This is a genomic window from Shewanella kaireitica, from assembly GCF_023284045.1.
In the GTDB taxonomy this organism is placed as follows: Bacteria; Pseudomonadota; Gammaproteobacteria; order Enterobacterales; family Shewanellaceae; genus Shewanella; species Shewanella kaireitica.
Genome location: NZ_JAKIKQ010000014.1, coordinates 42,044 through 67,942 on the forward strand (window position 1 = coordinate 42,044; position 25,899 = coordinate 67,942).

At 42.4% G+C, this 25,899-nt stretch carries 27 protein-coding genes; 7 read left to right on the plus strand and 20 right to left on the minus strand.

Annotated elements, in window-relative coordinates:
• Positions 1–69 precede the first annotated feature (69 nt).
• The 3 genes from L2730_RS15900 to bepA form a co-directional block, all read right to left on the minus strand.
• Positions 70–441 carry a DUF2069 domain-containing protein gene (locus L2730_RS15900; RefSeq protein WP_248975488.1) on the minus strand — a complete coding sequence of 124 codons (372 nt, stop codon included), beginning with the start codon at positions 439–441 and terminating at the stop codon, positions 70–72.
• A 12-nt stretch (positions 442–453) separates the two neighbouring features.
• Positions 454–804, minus strand: coding sequence for an arsenate reductase (glutaredoxin) (arsC, locus tag L2730_RS15905; protein WP_248975489.1), 351 nt, complete (start codon positions 802–804; stop codon positions 454–456).
• Positions 805–867: 63 nt separating this feature from the next.
• On the minus strand, positions 868–2,325 hold the full coding sequence (gene bepA, locus L2730_RS15910; RefSeq protein WP_248975490.1) for a beta-barrel assembly-enhancing protease: 1,458 nt from the start codon (positions 2,323–2,325) through the stop codon (positions 868–870).
• A 111-nt stretch (positions 2,326–2,436) separates the two neighbouring features.
• Here bepA and L2730_RS15915 point away from each other — a divergent pair, with 111 nt between their 5' ends.
• Both L2730_RS15915 and L2730_RS15920 read left to right on the plus strand, forming a co-directional pair.
• Entirely contained in the window at positions 2,437–2,652 is a 216-nt protein-coding gene (locus L2730_RS15915; protein ID WP_044555895.1) for a sulfurtransferase TusA family protein, read from the plus strand.
• Between the two features lie 91 nt (positions 2,653–2,743).
• Positions 2,744–3,838, plus strand: coding sequence for an AI-2E family transporter (locus tag L2730_RS15920; protein WP_248975491.1), 1,095 nt, complete (start codon positions 2,744–2,746; stop codon positions 3,836–3,838).
• A gap of 43 nt (positions 3,839–3,881) precedes the next feature.
• Here L2730_RS15920 and L2730_RS15925 read toward each other — a convergent pair whose 3' ends face one another.
• Positions 3,882–4,781 carry a LysR family transcriptional regulator ArgP gene (locus tag L2730_RS15925; protein ID WP_248975492.1) on the minus strand — a complete coding sequence of 300 codons (900 nt, stop codon included), beginning with the start codon at positions 4,779–4,781 and terminating at the stop codon, positions 3,882–3,884.
• A 122-nt stretch (positions 4,782–4,903) separates the two neighbouring features.
• Here L2730_RS15925 and L2730_RS15930 point away from each other — a divergent pair, with 122 nt between their 5' ends.
• Positions 4,904–5,515, plus strand: a complete 612-nt coding sequence (locus L2730_RS15930; RefSeq protein WP_248975493.1) for a LysE/ArgO family amino acid transporter — start codon at positions 4,904–4,906, stop codon at positions 5,513–5,515.
• Positions 5,516–5,565: 50 nt separating this feature from the next.
• Here L2730_RS15930 and bcp read toward each other — a convergent pair whose 3' ends face one another.
• Together bcp and L2730_RS15940 are read right to left on the minus strand one after the other, a co-directional pair.
• Positions 5,566–6,033 (minus strand): thioredoxin-dependent thiol peroxidase, encoded by a 468-nt coding sequence (gene bcp / locus L2730_RS15935; RefSeq protein ID WP_248975494.1) that lies wholly within the window; start codon positions 6,031–6,033, stop codon positions 5,566–5,568.
• Between the two features lie 17 nt (positions 6,034–6,050).
• Positions 6,051–6,587: a glycine cleavage system transcriptional repressor gene (locus L2730_RS15940; RefSeq protein ID WP_020912820.1), complete on the minus strand. Its 537-nt coding sequence runs from the start codon at positions 6,585–6,587 to the stop codon at positions 6,051–6,053.
• 238 nt (positions 6,588–6,825) lie between these two features.
• Here L2730_RS15940 and dapA point away from each other — a divergent pair, with 238 nt between their 5' ends.
• The 4 genes from dapA to L2730_RS15960 all read left to right on the plus strand — a co-directional run bounded on the left by dapA (position 6,826) and on the right by L2730_RS15960 (position 13,332).
• Positions 6,826–7,707: a 4-hydroxy-tetrahydrodipicolinate synthase gene (gene dapA / locus L2730_RS15945; RefSeq protein ID WP_248975495.1), complete on the plus strand. Its 882-nt coding sequence runs from the start codon at positions 6,826–6,828 to the stop codon at positions 7,705–7,707.
• Between the two features lie 6 nt (positions 7,708–7,713).
• On the plus strand, positions 7,714–8,814 hold the full coding sequence (gene bamC / locus L2730_RS15950) for an NlpB/DapX family lipoprotein (RefSeq protein ID WP_248975496.1): 1,101 nt from the start codon (positions 7,714–7,716) through the stop codon (positions 8,812–8,814).
• A gap of 343 nt (positions 8,815–9,157) precedes the next feature.
• Positions 9,158–10,243, plus strand: coding sequence for an efflux RND transporter periplasmic adaptor subunit (locus L2730_RS15955; RefSeq protein ID WP_248975497.1), 1,086 nt, complete (start codon positions 9,158–9,160; stop codon positions 10,241–10,243).
• A complete protein-coding gene (locus L2730_RS15960; RefSeq protein ID WP_248975498.1) occupies positions 10,240–13,332 on the plus strand; it encodes an efflux RND transporter permease subunit in 3,093 nt (1,030 codons plus the stop codon). The genes L2730_RS15955 and L2730_RS15960 overlap by 4 nt, the downstream gene beginning before the upstream one ends.
• A gap of 107 nt (positions 13,333–13,439) precedes the next feature.
• Here the strand turns inward: L2730_RS15960 and L2730_RS15965 are convergent, their stop codons facing one another.
• The 14 genes from L2730_RS15965 to L2730_RS16030 all read right to left on the minus strand — a co-directional run bounded on the left by L2730_RS15965 (position 13,440) and on the right by L2730_RS16030 (position 25,824).
• Positions 13,440–13,649, minus strand: a complete 210-nt coding sequence (locus L2730_RS15965) for a DUF2897 family protein (RefSeq protein ID WP_248975499.1) — start codon at positions 13,647–13,649, stop codon at positions 13,440–13,442.
• A gap of 14 nt (positions 13,650–13,663) precedes the next feature.
• A complete protein-coding gene (gene kdsB, locus L2730_RS15970) occupies positions 13,664–14,401 on the minus strand; it encodes an 8-amino-3,8-dideoxy-manno-octulosonate cytidylyltransferase KdsB (protein ID WP_248975500.1) in 738 nt (245 codons plus the stop codon).
• A 67-nt stretch (positions 14,402–14,468) separates the two neighbouring features.
• Positions 14,469–15,539: a 3-deoxy-alpha-D-manno-octulosonate 8-oxidase KdnB gene (gene kdnB / locus L2730_RS15975; protein ID WP_220736474.1), complete on the minus strand. Its 1,071-nt coding sequence runs from the start codon at positions 15,537–15,539 to the stop codon at positions 14,469–14,471.
• Between the two features lie 80 nt (positions 15,540–15,619).
• Entirely contained in the window at positions 15,620–16,804 is a 1,185-nt protein-coding gene (kdnA, locus tag L2730_RS15980) for an 8-amino-3,8-dideoxy-alpha-D-manno-octulosonate transaminase KdnA (RefSeq protein WP_220736473.1), read from the minus strand.
• Positions 16,805–17,046: 242 nt separating this feature from the next.
• On the minus strand, positions 17,047–17,658 hold the full coding sequence (gene can, locus L2730_RS15985; RefSeq protein ID WP_020912789.1) for a carbonate dehydratase: 612 nt from the start codon (positions 17,656–17,658) through the stop codon (positions 17,047–17,049).
• 167 nt (positions 17,659–17,825) lie between these two features.
• Positions 17,826–18,656 carry an alpha/beta fold hydrolase gene (locus L2730_RS15990; RefSeq protein ID WP_248975501.1) on the minus strand — a complete coding sequence of 277 codons (831 nt, stop codon included), beginning with the start codon at positions 18,654–18,656 and terminating at the stop codon, positions 17,826–17,828.
• 50 nt (positions 18,657–18,706) lie between these two features.
• Positions 18,707–19,384 (minus strand): M15 family metallopeptidase, encoded by a 678-nt coding sequence (locus tag L2730_RS15995; protein WP_248975502.1) that lies wholly within the window; start codon positions 19,382–19,384, stop codon positions 18,707–18,709.
• Positions 19,375–20,520: a succinyl-diaminopimelate desuccinylase gene (dapE, locus tag L2730_RS16000; RefSeq protein ID WP_248975503.1), complete on the minus strand. Its 1,146-nt coding sequence runs from the start codon at positions 20,518–20,520 to the stop codon at positions 19,375–19,377. The genes L2730_RS15995 and dapE overlap by 10 nt, the downstream gene beginning before the upstream one ends.
• A complete protein-coding gene (locus L2730_RS16005; protein ID WP_487250774.1) occupies positions 20,517–20,861 on the minus strand; it encodes an ArsC family reductase in 345 nt (114 codons plus the stop codon). The genes dapE and L2730_RS16005 overlap by 4 nt, the downstream gene beginning before the upstream one ends.
• Before the next feature lie 232 nt (positions 20,862–21,093).
• Positions 21,094–21,603, minus strand: coding sequence for a PTS glucose transporter subunit IIA (gene crr / locus L2730_RS16010; protein ID WP_248975505.1), 510 nt, complete (start codon positions 21,601–21,603; stop codon positions 21,094–21,096).
• A 56-nt stretch (positions 21,604–21,659) separates the two neighbouring features.
• Positions 21,660–23,366, minus strand: coding sequence for a phosphoenolpyruvate--protein phosphotransferase (gene ptsP / locus L2730_RS16015; RefSeq protein WP_248975506.1), 1,707 nt, complete (start codon positions 23,364–23,366; stop codon positions 21,660–21,662).
• A gap of 11 nt (positions 23,367–23,377) precedes the next feature.
• The gene (locus tag L2730_RS16020; RefSeq protein WP_220736465.1) at positions 23,378–23,635 is read right to left on the minus strand and encodes an HPr family phosphocarrier protein; all 258 of its coding nucleotides are present in this window, start codon (positions 23,633–23,635) and stop codon (positions 23,378–23,380) included.
• A gap of 48 nt (positions 23,636–23,683) precedes the next feature.
• On the minus strand, positions 23,684–24,076 hold the full coding sequence (locus L2730_RS16025) for an ACT domain-containing protein (protein WP_248975507.1): 393 nt from the start codon (positions 24,074–24,076) through the stop codon (positions 23,684–23,686).
• A gap of 107 nt (positions 24,077–24,183) precedes the next feature.
• Positions 24,184–25,824, minus strand: a complete 1,641-nt coding sequence (locus L2730_RS16030; RefSeq protein ID WP_248975508.1) for a methyl-accepting chemotaxis protein — start codon at positions 25,822–25,824, stop codon at positions 24,184–24,186.
• Positions 25,825–25,899: the final 75 nt, after the last annotated feature.

Consider the following 25,899-nt stretch of genomic DNA (forward strand, 5'->3'; position numbering starts at 1 on the left):
AGAGTAAAGGATAAGGGCTGATTGACTAAATAGACAGGCTGGCAGATACCAGCCTATGATTGCGGTCGATTACTTTTTCTTTTTCTTTAGTCCAAGTCCCAATTCACGGCCACGGATGCGAGCGTAAAAAGGAAAAGCAATCAGTAGCACGCCTATTAGCAAGGATTCCATAACAGCGAAAGCTAAGCTTGTCTCTGTAACATATACTAACGTAAGCGCATGCAGCATGTATAAACATAAAATAAAACTTGCCCAAGCATAGGTATAAGGTTTTCCCGTTAAGATCCCTTTTAAAGGTAGCAACAATGGGATTAACCATAACAGGCTAAAAAGCATCGAGTATTCACCCGATACACCTTGCTGAATAAACCAGTAGCTCAGCATAACGACCAAAAGCAGATACCCAATACGGCATAGTTTAAAAAGGGTGGATGACTCCATTTACTTGCTCTCTTATAAAATGGTTAGTACGTTTTCTGGTGGGCGACCGATTGCAGCTTTATCATTTGCCAATACAATAGGGCGCTCTATTAATTTAGGTGTATTAACCATCGCTTGAATTAACTGTGCGTCAGTGACATTTATATCTGCTAAATTTTGCTGCTTGTATTCATCTTCTTTCACTCGCATCATTTCTCTTGGCGTCAGCCCAAGCTTTGCTTGAATGTTGCAGATTTCAGTGGCTGAAAGTGGCGTTTTTAAATATTCAATGATAGTAATCTCGCAGCCTTGCTCTTCAAGTAACGCAAGGGTTTGTCTGCTTTTTGAGCATCTAGGGTTGTGAATAATGCTTACGTTTGTCATAGTTATTTTATACTTCTGCTAATTTTGCCAGTATCATACTTTAAATGGTGACGTGAGTCACATTTACTGCAGTGATTCCATCGCTCTATCTGCTTGCCTAAACTGTCTGATCCTTGCTTCAATGCGTGCTAATTGCAGTGGATTCTCTTTCGACTGTTTATAAGCAAAATTCAGCTGATCAATGGCGGTCTTATAATCCGCCGCAAGTGCTAAAGATTCTGCTTTTACAAAGTGTTCCATCGCTTTGTTGCCATTCTTTTTATAGGCTTCAGTCAGCAGAAAATAAGCAAGTTGATCTTGCTTGTCGAGAAAAATCAGATCTTCAAGTAGTGGTATCGCTTTTTCGGTTTGATCATTCTCAATATAAACGTTTGCCAAATTGGTGTTAACAACGCTTGAGGTCGGCTTGATTTTCTGCTGGTTTAACAACAGAGCAATAGCAGACTTGTAATCGCCTTTTTGAGTCAATAGATCGGTTTTGGTATCAATAAAAAACAGATTGTTGGGTTCGTTAGCCAGCAACTCATCGATGATTTTCTCAGACTCTTCAAATTTATCCATTCTAAAATAGGCAAGGGCTTTGCCGTACTCAGCTGCACTTTTAAACGTATATCGATGGTGCTTCAATTGTTTCTCAAACAACGATAATACGGCTGCCTCGCTGTAGCCTGAGAACCTAACTTGGATCCGTGCTTTTGCCAATTGGAAGTTCAAATTGTCCGGTACATGACGTAATGGATATTGCTGTGCTCTAATTCTCGCTTCAGAAATTCGTGATTCTGGTAATGGGTGAGTCAACAACATCTGTGGTGGTTTGGTAGTGAATCTGTAGCGCGAAGCCAATTTACCAAAGAAATTTGCCGCACCGTTGGGATCAAAGCCTGCATCAACCAATATTTGCATGCCGATTCGGTCTGCTTCTTTTTCATGCATTCGGGTGTAATTAATTTTAGCCTGCGTGGACAGCGCTTGGGTAGTTGCTAGTGCTGCCATACCCGCTTGTGGTGACGCAATCGTAAGTAGAATGGCGCCAAGCATACCAGCAATTGTTGCGGTTGAGCTTTTTTGCTGTGCTTCTAAAGAGCGCGCTAAGTGACGCTGAGTAACGTGAGTAATTTCGTGTCCAAGAACAGAAGCGAGTTCACTTTCAGTATCAGCATTTAAAAACAAACCGGTATGTACGCCGACATGACCGCCAAAAAATGCAAATGCGTTGATCTCATCGTTTCGAAGTAAGAAAAAGTAGAAGGGCGTTTTAACACCAGTTGCATGGGCAACGAGTTTATTACCTAGCTCGGTTAAATACTGATTCAAAACTGGATCATTGAGCATCGGTGCCGATGACCTAATAACGCGCATATACGCATCACCATATTCGGTTTCTTTTTCTAAACTGAATGTATTGACTGCCGCTGTACCTAAGTCAGGAAGGTCGTTATTGGCGTAGGTAACAGGTGAGGCTGCTAAGGTGAATGCCAATGTCCCTGCAATAATAGATTTCGAAAAAGTTAATTTGCTCAAGCGGATCCTTAAATTGGGCTATGCTTTTCTTGTTGTAAGGCCACAATGCTTGCTTGTGGTTTGCACTGCTTATTAGGATAATAGCCTTAGATTGTTTATAGCAAGTTGATTATGATTATTATTGATTTAACAGCCTTTCGCTGTCCATTGCCACTCGTAAAAGTTAAATTAGCTTTAAAGCAGATCGACACTGGCGAAAAACTAAGGGTTTTGTTATCAGACCCCGGTTCTAGGCAAGATGTTCCCCGTTTTTTAAAAAAAGTCGGTTATCATCACCAAATAATACAATCGAAAGAGTCAGTTTTAGCACTTGAGATCACTAAGTAAAGTGACTTTAAACTGTTTTGCATTATAGATGTAGAACATCTTTTTTATCGATAGTGGTACAAAATACTAGCTGTCGCATTAGGGTAAATGAATGTTAACAATCTTAAGTCGTTGGTATAAAGAACGTTTTAGTGATCCCCAAGCTGTAACTTTGGTGCTTATTCTTGTAGGTTTAGCACTTGCTATCTATTTCGCCGGAGGCCTACTAGCACCGTTATTAGTCGCGCTCGTGCTCGCTTTTCTATTGGAGTGGCCAGTCGCTCAGATGGCGCGCATTGGTATTAACCGTACTACGGCGGCTTCGCTAGTGTTAATTCTGTTCATCGGTTTGATGTTATTGATTAGTTTTGGTTTGATCCCAAGCCTTTGGAAGCAGGGTGTTAGTCTTATAGGTGATTTGCCAAGCATGATAGATAAAGGGCTATTTACAGCGCAGCAGTTTATTAATCAATATCCGCAGTTTGTTAATCCAACACAGTTAGACACCATGGTCGCAGAACTGAAAAAAATGCTCGATACTCAGCACTTACTGGATATCGGTAAGCAATTACTCGGTTATTCTGCTTCATTGTTAGTGCTAATGGTATACGCAATTTTAGTACCGCTATTGGTGTTTTTCTTCTTAAAAGATAAAGATGAGCTACTGCGGGGTAGCAAGCGATTCTTCCCTTCCAATCGTGATTTGGCGCGCAAGGTTTGGAACGAAATGCATCAGCAGATCTTCAATTATATTCGCGGAAAGATCATCGAAATCGTAATCATTGGCGTCGTGAGTTATGCCTTTTTTGCTGTGATGGATCTTAGATACGCGGCTTTGCTTGGCGTATTAACTGGGCTTTCAGTGTTGATCCCTTATGTTGGGGCTACGCTTGTAACACTGCCAATTGCATTAGTTGCATTTTTCCAGTGGGGGATCAGTTCAGAGTTTGGTTACTTGATGATCGGCTACGGTATTATCCAAGCATTGGACGGAAATTTGCTTGTGCCTATTCTCTTTTCTGACGCCGTTGATCTGCATCCAGTGTTTATTATCGCGGCTGTATTAGTGTTTGGAGGTCTGTGGGGCGTGTGGGGCGTTTTCTTTGCCATACCTTTAGCATCATTAGTAAAAGCGGTTATTAACGCATGGCCCGTTCATGGTGCTGCGGTGGAAGAAAAAATCGAGCCTGCTCCATTGGCTAAATAAATCGGCGCTACATCGAAAGAATAAAGGGGCTGATGCCCCTTTTTTATTCAGGCTTGACAAGCAAGTGGCGTGCAGTAGCTGCTAACGAGCGATAAACGATAGTCGTTTGTTTAGCTTTGATGTTCCAATGTTGCCAGTAAAGAGGCACCTGCATCCGTTTTCCAGGGAATACTTCAATTAAGTCTCCACTTTCCAATAATGGTCTTGCTTGTAGATGAGCCACCAAACCATATCCTAAACCCATTGTTATCGCTTCGAGAAAACTTTCTGACGACGGTATCTTATGTTCTCGTGTACTGCCTTCATTGATGCCAAAATAGAAATTGAGAAACTTATCGTGAAGCTTATCCTTGGTGGAAAAGACTACCGCTGGTGCTTTAAGTATTGAATCTGGCTGCGGAGATAATTGATTAAAGTGGTGAGTTATAAATTCTGGCGTCGCCACACACATGTATTCCATGTTGCCAAGATATTCGCTACTGCAGCCGGCCATTGGAGATTGACTAGTGGTAACACAGCCAACAGCATCACCACTTTTTAGCAAATGATGGGTATAGGCTTCATCATCAACGACTAGTTCTAATAACCATTTGTGACGTTTAAAAACTTCTGTCAACGCGGGTAAGAACCAAGTCGCTAAACTATCTGCGTTGACGGCGATACGCACAATTGTCGGCAGCGACGGGTCATCAACATTCATTTCAGTGCGCAGTTCACTCTCAAGTAATTGAACTTGAGCATAATGCCTCAGCAGTCGCTTTCCCAATTCCGTTGCATAAACAGGGGAAGCTCGAACTACTAAAGCTTGTCCTACCTTGTCTTCGAGCTGTTTTATCCGCTGTGAAACTGCAGATTGGCTAATGTAGAGCTGTTTAGCTGCTTTATCAAAGCCCCCTTGTGAAACCACTATCGATAATGCTTTTAGGTGGGCGTAATCAAACATTGGTTACAATACACTCCTTGATAAGTTTTACTTATGATACATAAATTAAATTAGTTGTACTTATTTTTGTTTGAAGAATATTCTGCACGCTAATTCGTCGTCTTCACATTTTAGGTAATTTCATGCAAACAGCATTCATTCAGGGAATGGCAATCGGTGGTAGTCTCATCATGGCGGTTGGGGCACAGAACGCATTTGTACTAAAACAGGGTTTGAAGCAATCACATTCGTTGCCCATTGCTGCGCTGTGCTCTTTTATTGATGCAATTATGATTACAGCAGGCGTTGCTGGGCTAGGGCACCTTATACTTGCCTTTCCACTGATCAAAGATATTGCCAGTTTTGGTGGTGCTATTTTTCTGTTTATATATGGTTATGGCGCACTGAAGTCGTCTTTTACAGAGCAAAAAATGGAAGGTGAGCAGGAGTTGGCCGCTGATAGTCTCAAAAAAGCAGTCATTACCACATTAGCAATTAGCTTTCTTAATCCACATTTGTATTTAGATACCGTGGTGCTGCTTGGAAGCATTAGTGTGCAGTTTGAAGGTACGGCCAAACAATGGTTTGGAGCTGGAGCAGTGTTAGCATCATTCGTCTGGTTTTTTAGTTTAAGTATCGGTGCTCGTTACCTAAGTCCTATATTTCAGAAACCTAAGGCGTGGTGCTATCTCGACCGCTTCATCTGTATGACAATGTGGTCTATTGCTTTAGCGTTATTATATCCATACTTATAAAACAATAAAAAAGGAGCCATCGAGGCTCCTTTTTATTGAGTAAGTGTTGTTTACTCTGCTAAATAGGCAAGTACCACTTCGTGGTGATCTTTGGTTTTAAATTTATTGAATACGTGGGCAATATTTCCATCTTGCCCAACTAAAAAACTTAAACGGTGAATACCGTCATAAATTTTACCCATAAATTTTTTCTCACCCCAAACACCAAATGCATCGGCTATGGCGTGGTCTTCGTCGCTTAGAAGAGAGAAGTTGAGCGATTGCTTATCTGAGAACTTCGCAAGCTTTGCGACTGGATCCGGGCTAACACCAAATACAGTAACAGATAGGTCATTAAGTTGTGGCTGACTATCTCTTAAGCCACAGGCTTGCACTGTGCACCCAGGTGTTGACGCTTTTGGGTAAAAATAAACCAACACTGGGCCTGACTGTAATGCTTCTGATAAGCTGATTGCCTCATCATTTTGATTTTGTAGAGTAAACTCCGGCGCTTTATCGCCTACTGTTAAGGTATGCATATCCTTTCCTTATAATGTTAGCTGTCTATGCCTTGCATATGCTCCAAGGTACACTCGAGTGACAATTCTTTCGCGAGTTCATGAATACTGACTTCAAGCTTTTCGAGGTCGACTTTTTCAGGGACATTTATGGTCAATGAGATGTTTTGAGTCGGTTCGCCAGTGTCGTCTTCTTCTGCGTGGGACTTTACTGCCCCCAAATCTAATGAACGATCGGCAAGAAACTGAGTGATTTTCTTCATGGTTCCACGTTGATCAAAACCACTGAAGTTAACTTCTAAGCGAGAAATGTAATTTTTCGGTGTATGTTTAGCTGTCCGTTTCATGACTGTCATCAGTTCTAGCTCAACACTTAAACTAGGTAAGGTTGATTCCATCTTGGTGATAGAAGGCCATGAGCCAGATAACATCATAATTAAAGTGAATTCATTGCCGAACAACGCCATACGACTGTCGACTATGTCACAGTCGCACTCACTTGCTAGTCGAGCAAATTTACTCACAATACCTGGACGGTCGGCCCCCATTGCAGTAACGACCAAGTGGTTGGACATTTAATACCCCATTTTTATATCAATTAGCCCAAAAAAACAGCTGTTTCATGGTGCTTTTTTTACATGGTCAGCAATGCTACCACATGTTGCTCTATTTGCGATCCTTGTCGTAGTTACAAATTCAGATATTTAATATGTTTCAAGTTGATAATTAATCTGGAATGAGTTGTGTACTAGTGCTTGTCTTTAGCTGATTCCATCAGTACCATAGCCAGTCCTGAACCCTTGGGGAATACACATGATAAACGGAAGCATCGTTGCCTTAATCACACCAATGAATAGTGATGGCACAGTAGATAATAAGAGTCTTGAGAACTTAGTTGAGTACCATATCGCCCAAGGTACCGATGGCATCGTTGCAGTTGGCACTACTGGTGAGTCAGCAACACTGCCTGCGAAAGAGCATATTCAAGTCGTCCAACAGACAGTAAGTTTCGCCGCTGGCCGCATTCCAATTATTGGTGGTAATGGCGCAAATGCCACCGCTGAAGCGATAGAATTAACAAAAGGTCTTTCTAGTGTTGGTGTTGAAGCCATGCTTGGCGTCACGCCGTATTACAATAAGCCGTCTCCAAAAGGCTTGATAGCACATTATAAAGCTGTAGCGCAAAGCACTGATATTCCGCAGATACTGTACAATGTACCAGGGCGCACCTCGGTTGATATGTTACCTGAAACGGTAGCAGAGCTAGCAAGCGTTAGTAACATTATTGGCGTAAAAGAAGCCACTGGCGATCTTTCTCGTGTTAACAAGCTCCGAAGTTTGTGCGGCGACGATTTTATGCTTTACAGTGGCGATGACGCTACAGCGCGCGAATTTTTAACTTTGGGTGGTAATGGTATCATTTCGGTTGCTAACAACATCGTCCCTAAAGCATTTAAAGCGATGTGTGATGCTGCACTTGCTGGCAATACAGAAGAAGCGATTGCTGTTGAAAAGTCGATGCAAAGTTTATTCAGCGCTTTATTTTGTGAAGCCAATCCAATCCCTGTAAAATGGGCAGCTCATCAAATGGGACTTATCAGTAAAGGAGAAATTCGTTTGCCTTTAACTGAACTTTCTAGTGAGTTTCATGGTCTGTTGCTAGAAGCAATGAAAAATGCCCGAATTGAGGTTTAATAATAAATGCTAAAGCAAGTATCACCATTAATACTGATTGCGGCTGTAACAGCGTGCAGTACACCAATTGATAGAAGGCAAGCGAATGACGTTGATCAGCAATATCAAGATCTAGCATCTGCGCCTAAACTGGTTATTCCTGATGGACTTAACCAACCTACATATAGTAAAGAATATGATATCCCTGAGGTTGGCGCTAAAGTTGATAAGACTCTGGTCGGCAGCAACTTAGATATTCGTCCTCCGCTGCAAGTATTGCCTATGGCGGCGGGAACGCGTGTCGAAGAGGGTGATGACAATATCAAAATTATGGTTGAGTCGATTGATAATGACTCTGACCTAAAGCAAGAGATTTTTGATGTTTTAAAAGAGTACTTTGCAAGTGAGTCAGTACAAATACGTGCTGAAGACTATGAAGCTGGTACTTTTGAAACAGATTGGATTGAAAGCAATGAAGTCGTAGAGTCAAGCCTGTGGGGTAGCGACAAAGTCTATACACTACGTCAGCGTTACAAATACAATATTGATATTCGTCCACATGGTCGTAGCGGTAGTGTGACAATTGATTTGATTGAGCACGAAGAATCGTACGACGGTGAACAACAAGATATTGTGCTCAGTGGTGAAGATAAGCGTCGTTATACGATTGACATCTTGAACGATTCTATTAGTTACATGAGTATCAAACGTGCTCAAGCGATGAAAGCTAAACGTCTTAAGCAAAGTCTTGGTATTGATGTAGACTTGATCTCTGAGCAAGATGAACAAGCTTATTGGCTTGCCAATGCTAAGTTCAAACGTACGTGGGATCGCTTACGTATCGTTTTACCTGAGATGGGCTTTGAAATTGTAGATATGGACAGTAACAAAGGTCTGCTTTATATCAACGTGGTTGATGATTCTGGATTTTGGAGCTCTTTATGGGGTGAGAAAAAACTGAGTCTAGATGAAGGCTCTTACCGTATAGAGCTTAAAGATGATAGCGCTGACGATAAAACGCAGATCCACCTACTTGGTGCTGACAATCAACCATTAGAAAGCGAAGTTGTTATCGCTGTCTATGAAGGTTTCTCAGAGCTAATGGAAGAAGATCGTAAAGTTCGTTAGTCGATAACTGTTGCAACGAAAGGAGCCTATACGGCTCCTTTTTTATTGCCTTTTTGATACCACTAGCTTGATAGCTATTTTTTCACAGTATATTGCTTGAATGCCTCTTATCTAGATGTTCAAAACGTTTATGCTTGTTTGTTTTGAAATGTAAACAGCTAAAACTGTTATATAGGTAGGTTGATGTGTTATTGACTTGAATAGCCGATAAAACGCTATTATCTGCTGCGTGTAAGTGTGTGAATGAAATGTGTTAATTGTAAGAAAAGGTAAAACGTATTGATGCTTGGTTTTAGCTAGGTAAACTACCCCCAATTGAATAACGCAGTTTGTTAGGGAAACCATGAAAAAAATAACAATAATTATACTAATTGCATTAGCTGCCGCCTTTGGTTACCAATATCTTAAAGCTGATAATGTAACCAAAGCCAAAAAGTCCAGGCCTACGCCCAATGTTGTCGTAGCAAAAGCCGCTATTCAACCTATACGCGATGAAGTTGAGGCGTTAGGAACCAGTAAAGCCAACGAATCGATTACCGTTACCCCAAAAGTTTCTGAAGTGGTTACCAAGGTTAATTTTGACGATGGTGACTTAGTTGAGAAGGGGCGCTTGCTGGTACAATTACAAGATAGTGAGCAAAGAGCACGAGTCACGGTTGCCAAAGTCAAAGTCAAAGATCACCAGCGAGAGTTAGATAGAATACGGACTCTCGTCACTAGTCAAACGATAGCAGAGCTTGAAAGAGATAGATTGCAAACTCTTATCGATACCGCTAAAGCTGAATTAGTACAATCTCAATCTGCGCTTAGTGATAGACGTATTAGTGCACCCTTTTCAGGGGCGTTAGGTTTACGTCAAGTGAGTGTCGGGGCGTTAGTCACACCCGGCAAAGCAATTACAACACTCGATGATATCTCTGTCATCAAACTTGATTTCTCAGTGCCTGAGCGTTTCTTGCAATCATTAGAGATTGGAAAGACAGTAGAAGCAACTGCTGTAGCCTTCGACGGTGAAATGTTCATTGGCAAGGTGACATCTATAGATAGCCGCATTAATCCACAAACCCGCGCCGTAATTGTTCGAGCAGAGATCCCAAATCCGAAACATCGTTTACTACCTGGTATGTTGATGAAGGTAAAACTTATCAAACAAAGCCGAGAAGCGCTTATTCTGCCTGAATCGGCCATTATACCTGTACAGGATAGGCACTATGTTTATCTGGTTAATGACGAAGGTGTGGTGGAGCAAAAACAGGTGACGCTTGGTTTACGTAAACGTGGCTGGGTTGAGATTCTAGACGGCATTGAACTTGATGAACAAGTGGTGATCCGCGGGATCCTAAAAGTTAGACCCGGTGATTCAGTTAAGGTGACTTTTAGCGAAAGGTTTAGTTTTCTTAAACAAGCCAATGTGGGGCCAGTAGTATGATCTTAACTGATATATCGGTTAAGCGGCCGGTTTTCGCTTCGGTTATCAGTATTCTGTTAATCGTCTTTGGTCTTGTAGCATTTGAAAAGTTACCGCTGCGAGAATATCCAAATATTGATCCTCCAGTGGTTTCAATTCAAACCAACTATCGAGGTGCTAGTGCAGCTGTCGTAGAAAGCCGTATTACTCAACTGGTTGAGGATCGCATTAGTGGTGTAGAGGGCATTAAACATATTAGTTCCTCAAGCAGTGATGGTCGCTCACGCGTTACCCTAGAGTTTGATGTTGGTCGAGATATTGAGGCTGCGGCAAACGATGTACGCGATAGAGTTTCTGGTTTATTGAATAATTTACCGGAAGAAGCTGAACCACCAGAGGTGCAAAAAGCCAACGGTGGTGATGAAGTGATTATGTGGCTAAACCTAGTCTCTGATCAGATGAACACGTTGCAGTTAACGGATTATGCAAGGCGCTACTTGGTTGATCGCTTTTCAGTCATTGATGGTGTGGCGAATATGCGACTCGGTGGCGGTAAAGTTTATGCCATGCGAGTGTGGATCGATAGACAAGCACTCGCTGCACGTAATCTCACCGTGGCTGATATTGAAAAAGCACTGCGCTCTGAAAACGTTGAACTACCTGCCGGTAGCGTTGAATCAAAGGAGCGTCATTTTACTGTTAGACTTGAAAGAAGCTTTAGAACTTCGGACGATTTTGCCAATTTGGTGCTGGCTGAAGGAGATGATGGTTACCTTATTAAACTAGGCGATGTTGCTAAAGTTGAGATTGGTTCTGAAGAGGAACGTATTACCTTTAGAGGTAACCGTGAGGCGATGATTGGACTCGGTGTTTCTAAGCAATCAACAGCCAATACTCTCGATGTTGCCAGAGCTGCTAATGAATTGGTTGATAAAATCAATCCAACCTTGCCTGCTGGCATGGAGATTAAGCGCTCATACGATAGCTCTGTATTTATTGAAGCATCCGTCAAAGAAGTATACCAAACTCTGTTTATTGCGATGTTTTTGGTTATCGTGGTGATCTATCTGTTTTTGGGAAGCGTTCGGGCGATGTTGATCCCTGCGTTAACGGTTCCCGTGTCGTTAATGGCGACATTTATCGTACTTTATGCATTGGGTTATACCATTAATTTGCTAACACTTCTGGCAATGATTTTAGCCATCGGTATGGTGGTTGATGACGCTATTGTAGTTTTAGAAAATATTCACCGCCGCATCGAGGAGGGGGATTCCCCTCTTAAAGCAGCATTTTTAGGCGCAAGAGAAGTTGCTTTTGCGGTTGTCGCTACAACCTTAGTGCTGGTAGCGGTATTTATGCCGATCACTTTCCTAGAAGGCGATTTGGGTAAACTGTTCAAAGAGTTTGCGGTTGCCATGAGCGCGGCGGTTATCTTTTCTAGTATCGTTGCATTAACCCTAAGTCCGATGATGTGCTCTAAAGTGTTAAAACCTGCTGGGCAGTCATCTTGGTTAGTTAGACAGATAGACAGCGGTATGGATAAACTGTCTGCGGGTTACCGAGCATGGCTTCGAAAAGCAATGTCACACCCATTCTTGGTTTCATCGCTGATTCTTATCGCTTTGGTGAGTAGTGCATACCTTGCTAAAGAAGTGCCGCAAGAGTTTGCGCCAAGAGAGGACAGGGGATCGATGTTCCTTATCGTCAATGGCCCTCAAGGAGCGAGTTTCGAATACATCGAATCTTACATGGACGAGATTGAAAACAGATTGATGCCGTTAGTTGAAGCCGGTGAGATTAAGCGATTACTTATCCGAGCGCCACGTGGATTTGGTCGTAGCGCAAACTTTTCTAATGGTATGGCGATTATTGTATTGGAAGATTGGGCGGTTAGACGCAGTGCATTTGAGATCATCGGCGATATTCGTGGTCGGTTGTCAGATCTCGCTGGAGTGCGAGCGTTCCCGGTGATGCGGCAAGCATTTGGTCGTGGAGTAGGTAAACCAGTACAGTTTGTATTAGGTGGCCCAAGTTATGATGAACTAGCTCGCTGGCGCGATACTATTCTAGAAAAGGCTAAAGAGAATCCAAATCTCGTTGGATTAGATCATGACTACAAAGAGACTAAGCCACAATTAAGAGTAGTGATAGATAAAGACAGGGCATCGGATCTTGGCGTATCTATCTCTCATATTGGCCGCACCTTGGAGTCGATGCTTGGTTCTCGATTAGTCACTACCTTTATGCGTGACGGTGAGGAGTACGACGTCATCATTGAAGGTAACCGAGAAAACCAAAATACTGCAACCGATCTAGAAAATATCTATGTGCGCTCAGATCGTTCTCAGGAGCTTATTCCATTATCAAACCTTGTTAGTGTGGAAGAGTTTGCCGATGCGAGTCAGTTAAACCGTTATAACCGCATGCGAGCGATTACCATTGAGGCGAACCTTGCTGATGGCTATAGCTTAGGTGAGGCGCTTGATTACCTCAATGATTTAACTCATGAGTATCTGCCTGCTGAGGCGATAGTGAGCTATAAAGGCCAATCATTAGATTATCAAGACTCAGGCAATTCGATGTACTTTGTGTTTATCTTAGCGCTAGGTATCGTGTTCTTGGTATTGGCAGCCCAGTTTGAAAGCTATGTGCATCCGGTAGTGATAATGCTTACGGTGCCACTAGCTACTTTAGGTGCCTTAATCGGACTATGGGTAACAGGTCAAAGCCTCAACATTTACAGCCAAATTGGGATCATTATGCTAGTTGGTCTTGCAGCCAAAAATGGTATTTTAATTGTTGAATTTGCTAACCAGTTACGTGATAAAGGCGTAGAGTTTAAAGATGCAATTATCCAAGCTTCAAGTCAGCGACTACGCCCTATTTTAATGACAGGCATTACAACCGCAGCAGGCGCTATTCCTTTAGTGATGGCACAAGGAGCTGGCGCGGAAACCCGCTTTGTTATTGGTGTTGTGGTGTTGTCAGGCATTAGCTTAGCGACATTTTTTACCTTGTTTGTTATTCCAGTGGCTTACTCATTGCTGGCTAAGAACTCTGGTTCACCTGAACTGGTTGCCCAGCAGCTTGAAAAAGAGTTAGCGGAATGATTTTGTTTATAGGACATGGTTAATTAAACAATAAAAAAGGCGCTAAATGCGCCTTTTTTATTGGATGACAATTACGAGATGATCTAGATAAAAGTTTATGTGAGATGTTACTGCTCTTTGTTACTTTCATCATGCTTATCTGAACCATCTTCCTTACCTTTATCTGTAGACTCAGGAGCTTTTGAACTGCTAGTTTTTTTCTGATCTTTACCAAATTGTGGCATTTTAAACTTTGCACTGTATTTCAGTACGGCCAGGTTGCTGGCAATAACACCAATAACTAATAAAATAATGAGGCCAACTTCAAGATCAGACATAAACTTCCCCTTAATTAATCAACCGCTAAGCGAGATTCACAGATGCGAATATCTTCTGGTGTATCAACTTCTGGGGAATCAAATGCGCTGATGGCAACTTTGATTTTATGACCGTGCTCTAATGCTCGTAGTTGTTCAAGTTTTTCTAGGTCTTCTAGGCGACCGAGTGGTAGCTTGGCAAACGTGTGTACAAATTTTCGTGTATAAGCGTAAACACCTAAGTGCTTGTACACTGGGTAGTCATCTGTATCTCGGCCAAAAGGGATGCGTGCACGTGAGAAATATAACGCATTGAACTCATTATCAAACACGAGTTTTACGTGCTTAGGATCGTTAAGTTCTTCCTCTTCGGTAATTTGAAAACCGAGTGTTGCCATTCCGAACTCACCTGGATGACGTTCGAAAAGACTAATAATTTGTTCTATCGAAATAGGGTCGATAAGCGGCTGATCGCCCTGCAGATTCACGACTAAGTCATCTTCCGCTAACCCTAGCTGGGTAATCGCATCTTCAATGCGGTCGGTACCTGATGCAGCTTCTGCACTTGTCATGACAACTTTTCCGCCAAACCCTTCAACGGCATCTTTGATGCGATCGTCATCGGTCGCGACGTAGATATCAGTCAACCCTTTTGCAAGCGATGCACGCTCGTAAACATGCTGGATCATTGGTTTGCCGTTGATTGGAGCCAGTGGCTTACCAGGAAAACGGCTTGAGCCGTATCGAGCAGGGATTAACAAGGTTACATTCATTCAATTTACCTAATAATAAAATTAATGGGCTCCTTTATAGAAGCCCATTTAGCATCTAAAAGCGAGTTTAGATACGACGGAATAGCTTAGTTAGCATTTCGTCGGTGACTTTTTCTTCCCAACCTTCGCCATAAACATTGTCCCATAGTGGGCCCATGCTCTTAGTCACAGCAACCATCTTAGCGATAGTTTCGTCAGGTAAGTCACGACAGATGTTCTTTGGAAGTACGATGTTGTGGGTTTCCATCATCTTACGGAACTCTGCAACGCCTTCTGGATAGAACTCTTCAAGTACATCAAATGCTAAACAGTTACCAATACCGTGATGGTAACCAAGTACGTAGCCTAAGCCGTAAGAAACAGCGTGACATGCACCAACTTGGCTATAAGCAATGCTCATTCCGCCCATGTAAGATGCCATCATCAACTTGTCATCTTTCTCTTCATGGTTATCGATAAAGACTTCACGACAAAGATCCATCGACTTTTCAGCAAAGGCTTTAGCAAATTCATTAAGGTAAGTACCTTCTAATGATTCAACACAGTGGATGTAGCAATCCATACCCGTGTAGAACCATTGGTCTGTCGGTACGCCAGCGATGAGTTCAGAGTCCATGATGATCTGATCAAATACTGTGTAATCAGAGTTTAGACCTAGCTTACGAACTGGACCACATAGTACTGCAGTACGAGACGCTTCAGCACCGGTTCCCGATACAGTTGGGATCCCAATATGGTGAACTGCTGGATTCTTGATTAAGTCCCAACCTTGATACTCGGCACTGCCACCTTCGTTGGTTAGCATCAAAGCTACTGCTTTGGCTAAATCAAGAGTAGAACCACCACCAAGACCAATCACACTTACAGGTAGCTTAGTGCTAAATGCTTGTACTTGTTCAGTTAATGCATCAACTTGTTTAGTTGTTGGCTCATCGTCAACGTTAACGTAAACCACCAAATCGTGTGCTTTAGCTGGAACACGTGCACCGAGAGGCTTTTCTTGATGAACATCGTCTACCAAGAAAACGACAAAATCATCTTCGCTGCTACGTTCTTCAGCAAGAACGGTATCTAATTGTGCGAAAGATCCACGTCCAAAAATCATTTTTGGTACACATTTGAAATTTTTAAAACTCATTACAACATTCTCCGTTGAGATTATTACTGTAAAAAGTGCCGCTGCTTCTTATTGATGAAGCCGCGGCATATAAAATGCGATTAAGCGAAAGCGCGCTTAATGTTTTCAATACGTTGGTTAATCTCTTCTTCAGTCCAAGACAGTTTAATCAACATTGAGATCGTACGACTCATAATGGCATCAGACTTAGGTACTGATACTTGAGTATAGTCAGGTCTATCTTCGATTAATGTGATCGGCAAAGCTGCTGGCGACTTAAGCTCTTGGATATGCTTCCACTGATTCAGGTAGTGCCAGTTGTTGATATACCAGTAGAAACAACCGTCAACGCCATTTTCAGCAAGCTTTTTATTGATCTCAATAGTACGTGCTTCAGTTGGCATAAAGAAAGTGAGGAAGCCTGCAGAATCTCCAGCAGGATCTGGGATTTCACGGAATGTCACTTCTGGGATTGCTGCCATAGCATCTTTGATAACTTTTTTATTGGTACGTTGAATATCAATAATTTTATCAAGCTTACGTAGCTGAGCTAAACCCATGGCAGAGTTCATTTCAGAGATACGGAAGTTCAAGCCCATGATAGGGTGGCCTTCGGCGCCGCGATCGTTACCTACGTGGTCATGGCCATGATCTGAGAACATGTGTGCATGGTTGTAGATAGTTTCGTTATTGGTGATTACTGCTCCACCTTCACCACAAGTGATCGTTTTGACAGAATCAAAAGAGTAACAACCAACATCACCAATGGTACCAAGGGCTTGGCCTTTATAGCTGCCTCCAATGGCTTGGCAAGCATCTTCTAGAATGACTAGGTTGTGCTTGGCACAAACGGCTTTAATTTCGTCCATTTTGGCCATAGAGCCACACATATGAACTAGATTAATCGCTTTAGTCTTCGGCGTGATAACCGCTTCAATGCCTTCTGGAGATAGACAAAGTGTTTCATCAATCTCTGCAAAAATAGGAACCGCACCAGCCATGAAAACAGCTTCTACAGAAGCGACAAATGTGAAAGGCGGTACAATAACTTCGTCGCCAGCACCGATGCCAGCTGCTGCCATAGCTGTTTGCAATGCTGCTGTGCCACTCGATACTAAATGTGCGTGCTTTGCGTTCATTTTTTCGCAAAGTAGCGCTTCCATTTCACGGGTCTTCCAACGATCATTACGCATATGATCGAAGTTATAACGGAATGTAAAACCATTCTCCATTACGTCTGCAACTTCCTGCTTCTCTTCAGGACCAAATAATTCAAAACCAGGCATGGAAATTTCCTTAGAATTCACTGCGCATAAAAGCGCTAAAAATAACTAATGGATTATAACTGCGATATGGGGGTAACTGCGAGATTTCTTGATGATTTTCTTCGGATATATATCAAATATCCCTTAATCAAGCGGATTTAGCATGATTGATTTGCTACAAAGAGGTTAATTGGTACTAAATAGTAAAATAAAAGGCTACCAGTCAGGGAAGAGTGGTAGCCTATTTTAACTGTCACTAATGCTTACTTCCCAAGCTCACTTTCTTTATTTACAGTGACATCTAAGTCCGAAAGAAGCCCGTTCTCAACGCTATAGATCCAGCCGTGAATAGCGACATCTTGGCCGTTGTGCCAAGCCTCTTGCACTATAGTCGTACTACTAACATTAGCCACTTGCTCCATTACATTGAGCTCACACAGTCGGTCAAAGCGGGCATCTTCGTCTAACTGATCTAAATCTTGTTTGTGTAGACGATGTATATCACGTAAATGCCCAAGCCAGTTGTCGATAAGGCCTAAGCGCTCAGTTCCCATAGAGGCTTTTACGCCACCGCAACCATAATGCCCAACCACCATAATATGCTTTACTTTAAGAACTTCGACTGCGTACTGCAGTACCGATAGGCAGTTTAGATCAGTATGAATGACCATGTTAGCGATATTGCGATGGACGAAGACTTCGCCAGGCATAAGATCGATGATTTGGTTAGATGGTACTCTACTGTCGGAGCAACCAATCCACAAATATTCAGGGTTTTGCTGTTTAGCTAACTGTTCAAAGAATTTTGGGTCTTCTTCAAGAATACGGCCAGCCCAGCGTTTGTTGTTATCAAAAAGCGGTTTAAGTAATTTCATTCTGGTCTTATTTTCAGTCTGTTAACGAGAATATTGATGCGTTGCCAGCATAGCACTAATGATTTGCCTTGCTGGTCTATTCAGTCGTGCTTTAATGCTAGGTAACAGCATAGAACATAAACCTTAACCAATTGTTAAAGTTCAGCGTCATTCGGTAACAAATAAACTTAGTCTGTGGCTTTTAAAAACTGACTAAGCTGTTCGTTAACAAATTCAGGCTGTTCAAGTGTTGATATATGCCCGGCATCTGGGATATGAACAAACTTACTGCCGTCAATGATATCGTGCATTAAATAACTTTCTAATACTGAGCGAGCCTTATCTTGCAAGCCCGCCATGATTAAACAGGGAAGGGTTAGCTTATCGGCTTCTTCGGTTGTATCTCGTCTACCGAAAACCATTTTACCTAACCGATAAATAGTGTCTATCTGCTCATTATCAAGATTTGCTAAGCGAGCGTTAAATGTCTCTACTAGCTCTATCTTTGGCTGGTCAGCAAAGAATAACGGCGTTATTGCTGAGCGTAGTGAAGCTGAGACGGATTGCTCTTGCTTTATCACATCAAGCATGGCGTAGTATTTATCGCGAGTGATCTCCGGTTCATAACCGATAAAGCTGTTTAGCATGACTAAACGTTTAACTCGCGTCGGTGCTGAAAGGGCGAGTTCTGCGCCCCACATTGCACCTACAGATAGGCCGATAATAGAAAACTCTTCTATTTCTAAACTATCCATCAACGCCAACATTTGAGTCGATATATCGAGAAGATTACGGTTTTTGGTTGGCATTGGATCTGACAAACCATGACCCCATAGATCTGGCACAATACAGCGATAGTGTTGACTCAATAATTCAATCTGCGGCGCCCACATTAGTGCGTCCCACAAGTAACTATGACCAAACAAAAGGGTTGGTCCTTGACCAATATCAATAAAGCTTAACGTTTGATTATCGATTGTATATTGCTGTCTATGATCGGCGAAATCTTGATTTTTCACGAGGTGTTCTCTGTCAAATATGAATTTATTAGATATTAATTAATACTGTACTACTGTGGAGTTGGTGCGACTCTAAAAACGTACTCTTGCACCAAGCTTTCTAGATTACAGAGTAACGAATCTTTATGTAATACTGAAGAGTCTTGCAGTATTTTTCGCAATTCCCGAGGGTCGAAATCGTCTACAAATCCTTTAGATACAGGGTAGTAGCTCAAGTGCCAAGGCTCAGCGCTTACACCGCTCAATCCATGCTGAAAAGGAAAGTAAAAACCAAACTGCTCCGCATTGTTAACTAACCAAGTATATAGTTGATGGCAAGGACCATTCGACGCGTATTCTTGCGGTATGAGTTTCAAGCTGGCTTTTGATATCGCTTTGCTATCAAAAACATCGATATCAGTTCCCCAGTGATGGCGTGAAGTGCCGGGCAGTGCTGACCACAATAAGATGAGTGCTATTATTTGCTCGGCGCTTTTTCTATCAATGTCTACCGGCTTTGAGTCCGAATCCAGCAACACTCGTTTGCCGCTGGCTTTTGCATTCCAGATAAGTTGCTGCCGATCAAAGTCTCGAAAAGCGGAACATATCTCTAACACGATACCGTCTTTGGAGGCCGCGGTGCGCATTTTGTCAAATGCGACCGCGGTTTCACTTTCGAGCAGAAAGCCGTAGTACTCAACTAAATGAGCACTGCTCAGTCCGTAAAGGTGAGGTGAGGCTACTCGCAAAGTAAGTTTTCCAAAATAGCTTCGTAGCATAGCGTAAGCTGCTCAAGATCTGATACTTTTACACATTCATTTACCTTATGAATAGTGGCGTTGACAGGGCCCAATTCAAGTACATGTGCTCCGGTAGGGGCAATAAAGCGACCATCTGAAGTACCACCTGATGTTTGTGGGTCTGTATCTAATCCCGTCACTTTTTTAATTGCATTTCGGGTCGCATCGAGTAATGGACCATCACCGGTTATAAAAGGTAAGCCATTGAAAATCCAATCTATGTCATAATCTAGTCCATGAGCATCGAGGATGTTCAATACTCGTTCTATTAGGATCTCTGCAGTCACTTCGGTTGAGTATCGAAAGTTAAACATTACTTCAAGTGCACCCGGTATGACATTGGATGCACCGGTTCCACCATTGATGTTAGCGATTTGGAAGCTGGTAGGCGGGAAAAATTCATTGCCATTGTCCCACTTCATACGAGCTAGCTCATCTAGTGCGGGAGCAGCTTTATGAATTGGATTGTCGGCCAGGTGAGGATAGGCAACATGGCCTTGGATCCCTTTAACCGTTAAATTGCCGGTTAAGCTGCCGCGGCGGCCATTTTTTACAATGTCACCTAGCTTATGAGTAGATGACGGTTCTCCGACAAGTGACCAAGTAATTTTCTCATTACGCGCTTCTAAGGTATCTATGACGCGCGTAGTACCGTTAATAAACGGTCCCTCTTCATCGCTGGTAATGAGAAACGCAATAGAGCCTTTATGATCTGGGTGTTTGTTTACGAACCTCTCTGTGGCAACAACCATCGCAGCAAGTGAGCCTTTCATGTCGGCAGCGCCACGCCCATGGAGGTAATCGTCAATGACTATGGGCTCAAAGGGAGGGGTATGCCAGCGATTGAGGTCGCCAACGGGTACCACGTCAGTATGACCGGCGAAACAAAATACGGGGCTTTGTGTGCCTCTTCTTGCCCACATATTTGTGGTGTCTTCAAACACCATATCTTCAATATTGAAACCAGCATCTTTCAGTCTATCAGCCATCAAAGTTTGACAGCCCTCATCCAGTGGCGTAACTGAAGGCCGAGAAATTAGGTCTTTAGCCAGTGCAAGTACAGGCGAATCGTTTAACTGGCTCATAGTTCGAACCACGCTTTATAATCAGCTTCTTTGAAGCCAACCATCACCTTGCCGTTATCGGCGAGTACAGGGCGTTTTATTAAAGTCGGGTACAACACCATTAATGCGATGGCTTTTTTCTCGTTGATGTCATTTTTTTCTGCATCAGTGAGGTTTCTAAAGCTAGTGCTACGTTTATTAAATAAGGTTTCCCATCCGATAATGGCAGACCATTCTTTTACTAACTCTTCGGTAAGTCCATCTTCACGAAAGTCGTGAAAATTAACGCTAAGATTATTCTGTTCAAGCCATTTGCGGGCTTTACGTACGGTATCGCAATTCTTAATGCCGAAAAGTGTCAAGGTGGGTACTCCATTATCTGTTTTTTGTGCTTTGCATTGTGGCATTGGTTTTATAAAGGCTCAAGATGAAATGGTGCCGTAATGCTGTTAATGAGGTTTATTCACGCCAATGCGAATGTTATCTGAATTTTGTTTTCTCAGGGTTTACATTGTTGCAACATGAAGCCTAATGGCACCATTAGGCTTTGCTTAGGCTATTTACAATTATGCTGCTCGAATATTGAACATAGGCTTAAAGTATTGCAGAAAAGACAACATCTTTACCAGCTTCCAAACTACCTTGTTTTTTGTCCAAATCTTGAATATCTTCCATATTGGCGATAAGTACTGGCGTTAATAAGCTATCTGCATGCTCTTTTAAATATTCAATATCAAATTCAAGAATAGGTTCACCCATTTTTACCTCTTGCCCCTCTTCGGCAAGACGCTGGAAACCGTTGCCTCTAAGCTCAACAGTACCAATACCAAAGTGGACGAATATCTCTAAACCTTGAGGAGACTCAATGCTGAATGCATGGTTCGTCTCAAAAATTTTACCTATGGTTCCGTCAATTGGCGCAACAATATGCTTACCCGTTGGCGCTATGGCTAACCCATCACCAACTATTTTTTCGGAAAATACCGCATCAGGTACTTTCTCGATAGCAACAATTTTGCCTGAAACGGGCGCGTATACATTTACACTTCCCGCGATGTCTGTTTGTCCGGAAACAAGACGTCTAATGCGGCTTAAAAATCCCATTTATTTGCCCCTTGGAATCATTATTATATTCAAATTAGACTGCACTTATTATATCTCTATAAATTAAGACCTGTTAGATAAAGATTTAATTCCTCTATTCTTTTTAATTTGTGTGCCTGTTTTGCCATTTCTAAACAGACTTGGTGCGAACTGGCTCTTATTGCAGATTTGACCTCAAGTAATGAAGCCAAGTTGACGCTGAGCTCGTCTATTCCCATACCAACTAAAAGCGGTGCTACGATTGGATCACTGGCTAGCTCACCGCAGAGTGATACTTTAACATTGTGTTTTTGCGCACTATCGATTGTCATTTGAATCAAGGTTAATATTGCGGGTGATAGTGACGGGTAATCTCTTGTTAGTTGTGGGTTAGTTCGATCAGCTGCCATCGCATATTGGGTTAAATCATTGGTGCCTATGCTAATAAAGTCAAGCCTTGGCAACATTGATTCAAGATTAATAACTGCTGCCGGCGTTTCTACCACTATGCCATAGCTAAGCTGACCAAAGCCTTTTTCCTCTTCATTTAAACTGACTTTACACTGCTCTATTAACTCAAAAAGCGTATCTAGCTCCTCAACTTGATTAAGCATTGGAAACATCAATCTAATAGGCCCGTGGTTTGCCGCACGCAAAATAGCTTTCAGCTGTGTAATCAATATTTCTGGGTGAGCAAAGGTATAGCGTATGCCTCTCACTCCTAACGCTGGATTGTCCTCACAAGCGGGATTTAAACAAGGGAGCTCTTTATCCGCTCCAACATCGAGTGTGCGTATGGTAAAAGGCTTGCCATCCATCAGGTGCAGCGCATCACAGTAAAAGTGGTACTGAATTTTTTCCGATGGAATCGTGGTGGTGTTCATTAACATAAACTCTGTTCTGAACAAACCTATCCCTTCAGCACCCACGTCTGTAAGGTGGCTTATTTCATTTAAGCTACCGACATTGGCAAGAAGGCCTACACTGTGGCCATCAAGTGTTTTCGTTGGGAGATCTTTAAGCAATAGTAGCTGTTGCTTATGTGCCTCATCTTGTAAACGAAGCTCGGTTAATTTTTTAAACGTTTCGGCGTTGGGTTTAAGGTGAAGCTCGCCATCGATGCCATTAAGAACGACTTCATCGCCGTTATGGATCTGCGTTCGGGTGAATTGACAACTTAACAGTGCGGGTAAGCCTGCACTGCGAGCCAAAATGGCTGTATGACTGGTAAGCCCGCCGGTATTAAGTACTAAGCCTGCGATGTGCTCTAGCGGTAGCATGGCAAACTCTGCAGGGGTTAAATCATGGGCTAGTATAATTGTGGGCTGAGTTAATTGGCTAAGATCTAGATGCTGCGCACCACTGAGTCTTGCAATCAGCCGGCTGCCAAGGCATAACACATCTTGGGCTCTATTGGCTAGATAGGGATCATCGAGTTGCTCTAATTCAGATGCTTGCAGTGCAAAAACCCTTTCAATAGCAACGGCTGCATTAATCTGTAGCTGCTCAACTTCCGCTAATACGAGTTCTAACAGAGATTCATCATCTAAAAAGAGTATGTCAGCTTCAATGAGATCATAGTGGTCAGAACCAACTTCTAGTTTTGCTAACCCTTCTTCTAAGTGACACTTTTGCTTGTTAAAAGCTTGAGTTAGTTTTCGCTGTTCATCTGCTATTTGTGCTGTTGGTAGCCTACGGTAATCAATTTTTTCATGATGCAGGTTTAAATGTAGGGCTTGGCCAAATGCAACGCCTGAAGAAACAACAATACCTTTAATAGACATGACGTAGCCTTTTAACTAAGAGTAATCAGTAATTCGGAAACTTCTTCTACGGCTTGCTCTGCTTGTTCACCGTCTGCAATTACCTTCACTTCAATACCATAGTAGAGTCCAAGAGTTTGTAGTTTAAATAAACTTTTTGCACTGGCTTGTTTACCGTTACATTCGACTAAAATATCACAATCGAATGATTTAGCCTTTTTCACTAAAAGCGCTGCTGGGCGAGTGTGTATACCGTGTTTGGCGGTAATTGTTACTGTTTTCTGATACATATATCTTCTCTATCTGGCGCAAAACGAGTGGCTAAGTCATCACCGTAACTATCCTTGATGATTGATTATCTGATAGTTCTTTTTTTTGAGCGCCTTAGTGGCCTCGGTAAGTGTTTCTTTCTTTACCAAAATATAATCAGTATCAAAGGTAGAAATCGCGAAGATTGATATTTTTCGTTCAGCAAGAGCGCCAGATACACTCGACAAAATACCTGTCATTGAAAAACCTAAAGGCCCGAGCACTTCTAAGCAACTCCAGCCATGCTCCTGTTCTAGGCTGTCTATTTCGAAAGTGGAATCGACGACAACCGACAACTCTTCCCGTGTCTTACCGATAAAATAGATCTCTTGCTGGAATATGCTGCTTGGCACGATGGTATCGGGAGCCAGGCTATGGATAGTAAAAAGCTGCGGATGAACAGCTAGTGTCATACGTGCCATAAATTCAATTCCGTTTAGATAAGTTTTCCAGATTGAATTTAGCTTAACATAGATTGAGAAATGAAAAAGGGGCAAATAGTGCCCCTTTTAGAGTGGGAATACGGTGTTTAGCTTACCTTAAATTGGCCTAGGGTTTTAGCTGAGTTCTGACTAATAGATTGTAATGACACGGCAGCATTATGGTTACTTTCATTCGCTTTAACCGAGACTTCTGTTAATTCCGTGATACTACAAATATTTCGATTAATCTCTTCAGTAACTAAAGATTGCTCTTCTGTTGCACTGGCGAGCTGAGTGTTCATGTCACTAATATGTGCAATTAAGGCTAAGATTTCTCCTAGAGAATCACCCACACCTTTTGCTTGGCTTTGTACTTGTTCTGATTGCTGCTGCGTGCGTTCATTACTTGAGACTACCGAGCCGACACCTGATTGGATCTCCGTAATGATCTTCTGGATTTCATTGGTAGAGTCTTGAGTTCGATTAGCAAGTGCACGCACCTCATCGGCTACGACGGCAAACCCTCGGCCATGAGATCCTGCGCGAGCTGCTTCAATCGCTGCGTTAAGGGCTAACAGGTTTGTTTGGTCGGCTATGCCTCTAATCACATCCAATATACTGCCAATCTGTTGTGAGGAACTGCCGAGGTCATGAGTGATCTGCTCAGAGGTTTTAAGCTCTTCAACTAAGCGCTGGGTATTGTCTAAAGTACTGCCCATCTTCTCCATGCTAAGCTGTGCCTGCACTTTAACACTGTTAGCCGCATCTGCAGCTTGACTTGTGTTAGTCGCCATCTCGTGTGTGGTTGATAACATCTCGTTTATCGCTGTAGCGACACTGCTGGTTTCTTGGTGTAAGTGGTCAACGCTGCTATTGGATTCCTGCACGGCGTTAAGCAAGCGATTAGCGTCATCATCAAGACTTTTACCTAAAGGCTGTAACTGAGCGACAGTATCAGCAATTTTAATGACAAACAGGTTAAATGCTTCTGCGAGCTCTGCAACCTCATCTTTCCCCTTTGTGGGCAGTCTTTTGGTTAAATCGCCTTCACCTTGTGCGATATCTTTCATCGCTGCTATTGCATCTTTTAGTGGCGCGGTAATAGAAAGGTTAAGCATCAGAAAGAAACTGAAAATAGGAATTGAGATCATTAACATAATGACGAGGTAATCAATCGCCATCGAATACATGACAGAGCTTATCTCGCTTTTATAGCTACCAGTTATAAGTGTCCAATTCCAAGCAGGGTAATATCTAGCCTCTACCAACTTACTTTCTAACGCTTTGGTTTGAGGGTTAGTGAAGTTAACCTCACCCTTTGCGCTTCCGGCAGTTGAAGCTTTGGCTACTAGCGCTGAAAGAGTTGTGTCATTGCCAGATCGGTTGATGCTCGCGATGTTTCTGCCAATTGCTTGTTTATTTCCACCATGTGCCAAAATCGTGTTGTCGCTATCGGCAAGGATAAAATAACCGTCATTACCGAAGTTGATTTGGTTCAGCAAGTTTGCTGATTCTACTTTTGCATCATCTTCAGATATTTCACCTTTAAGGACTTGCTGTCTATGTGCAGCAATAACACTGATGACAGTATTAAGTTGAGCATCATTTTGTTGCAGCTTTTGTGTCACAAGATTGTTGTATTGTTCATTGATCGAAAAACTAGCAAAAACAACTGTACCGACTGCAGCTAGCATAAGCATTAAAATCAGTCGCTGGAGGATGGTAAGTTGTCGTAATATGGCTGTCATGATAGCTAAGCTCTACTAAATAAAGAGTAGCCTAAATGTACCCTGTCTTTCGGCCAAAAAGAACAGCTAAGATTA

Bases quoted from the DNA above. Each gene is read 5' to 3' on its own strand.
- L2730_RS15900 (WP_248975488.1), bottom strand. From the start codon at position 441: ATGGAGTCATCCACCCTTTTTAAACTATGCCGTATTGGGTATCTGCTT.
- arsC (WP_248975489.1), bottom strand. From the start codon at position 804: ATGACAAACGTAAGCATTATTCACAACCCTAGATGCTCAAAAAGCAGA.
- L2730_RS15915 (WP_044555895.1), top strand. From the start codon at position 2,437: ATGATTATTATTGATTTAACAGCCTTTCGCTGTCCATTGCCACTCGTA.
- L2730_RS15920 (WP_248975491.1), top strand. From the start codon at position 2,744: ATGTTAACAATCTTAAGTCGTTGGTATAAAGAACGTTTTAGTGATCCC.
- L2730_RS15925 (WP_248975492.1), bottom strand. From the start codon at position 4,781: ATGTTTGATTACGCCCACCTAAAAGCATTATCGATAGTGGTTTCACAA.
- L2730_RS15930 (WP_248975493.1), top strand. From the start codon at position 4,904: ATGCAAACAGCATTCATTCAGGGAATGGCAATCGGTGGTAGTCTCATC.
- bcp (WP_248975494.1), bottom strand. From the start codon at position 6,033: ATGCATACCTTAACAGTAGGCGATAAAGCGCCGGAGTTTACTCTACAA.
- L2730_RS15940 (WP_020912820.1), bottom strand. From the start codon at position 6,587: ATGTCCAACCACTTGGTCGTTACTGCAATGGGGGCCGACCGTCCAGGT.
- dapA (WP_248975495.1), top strand. From the start codon at position 6,826: ATGATAAACGGAAGCATCGTTGCCTTAATCACACCAATGAATAGTGAT.
- bamC (WP_248975496.1), top strand. From the start codon at position 7,714: ATGCTAAAGCAAGTATCACCATTAATACTGATTGCGGCTGTAACAGCG.
- L2730_RS15955 (WP_248975497.1), top strand. From the start codon at position 9,158: ATGAAAAAAATAACAATAATTATACTAATTGCATTAGCTGCCGCCTTT.
- L2730_RS15960 (WP_248975498.1), top strand. From the start codon at position 10,240: ATGATCTTAACTGATATATCGGTTAAGCGGCCGGTTTTCGCTTCGGTT.
- L2730_RS15965 (WP_248975499.1), bottom strand. From the start codon at position 13,649: ATGTCTGATCTTGAAGTTGGCCTCATTATTTTATTAGTTATTGGTGTT.
- kdsB (WP_248975500.1), bottom strand. From the start codon at position 14,401: ATGAATGTAACCTTGTTAATCCCTGCTCGATACGGCTCAAGCCGTTTT.
- kdnB (WP_220736474.1), bottom strand. From the start codon at position 15,539: ATGAGTTTTAAAAATTTCAAATGTGTACCAAAAATGATTTTTGGACGT.
- kdnA (WP_220736473.1), bottom strand. From the start codon at position 16,804: ATGCCTGGTTTTGAATTATTTGGTCCTGAAGAGAAGCAGGAAGTTGCA.
- can (WP_020912789.1), bottom strand. From the start codon at position 17,658: ATGAAATTACTTAAACCGCTTTTTGATAACAACAAACGCTGGGCTGGC.
- dapE (WP_248975503.1), bottom strand. From the start codon at position 20,520: ATGAGCCAGTTAAACGATTCGCCTGTACTTGCACTGGCTAAAGACCTA.
- crr (WP_248975505.1), bottom strand. From the start codon at position 21,603: ATGGGATTTTTAAGCCGCATTAGACGTCTTGTTTCCGGACAAACAGAC.
- ptsP (WP_248975506.1), bottom strand. From the start codon at position 23,366: ATGTCTATTAAAGGTATTGTTGTTTCTTCAGGCGTTGCATTTGGCCAA.
- L2730_RS16020 (WP_220736465.1), bottom strand. From the start codon at position 23,635: ATGTATCAGAAAACAGTAACAATTACCGCCAAACACGGTATACACACT.
- L2730_RS16025 (WP_248975507.1), bottom strand. From the start codon at position 24,076: ATGGCACGTATGACACTAGCTGTTCATCCGCAGCTTTTTACTATCCAT.
- L2730_RS16030 (WP_248975508.1), bottom strand. From the start codon at position 25,824: ATGACAGCCATATTACGACAACTTACCATCCTCCAGCGACTGATTTTA.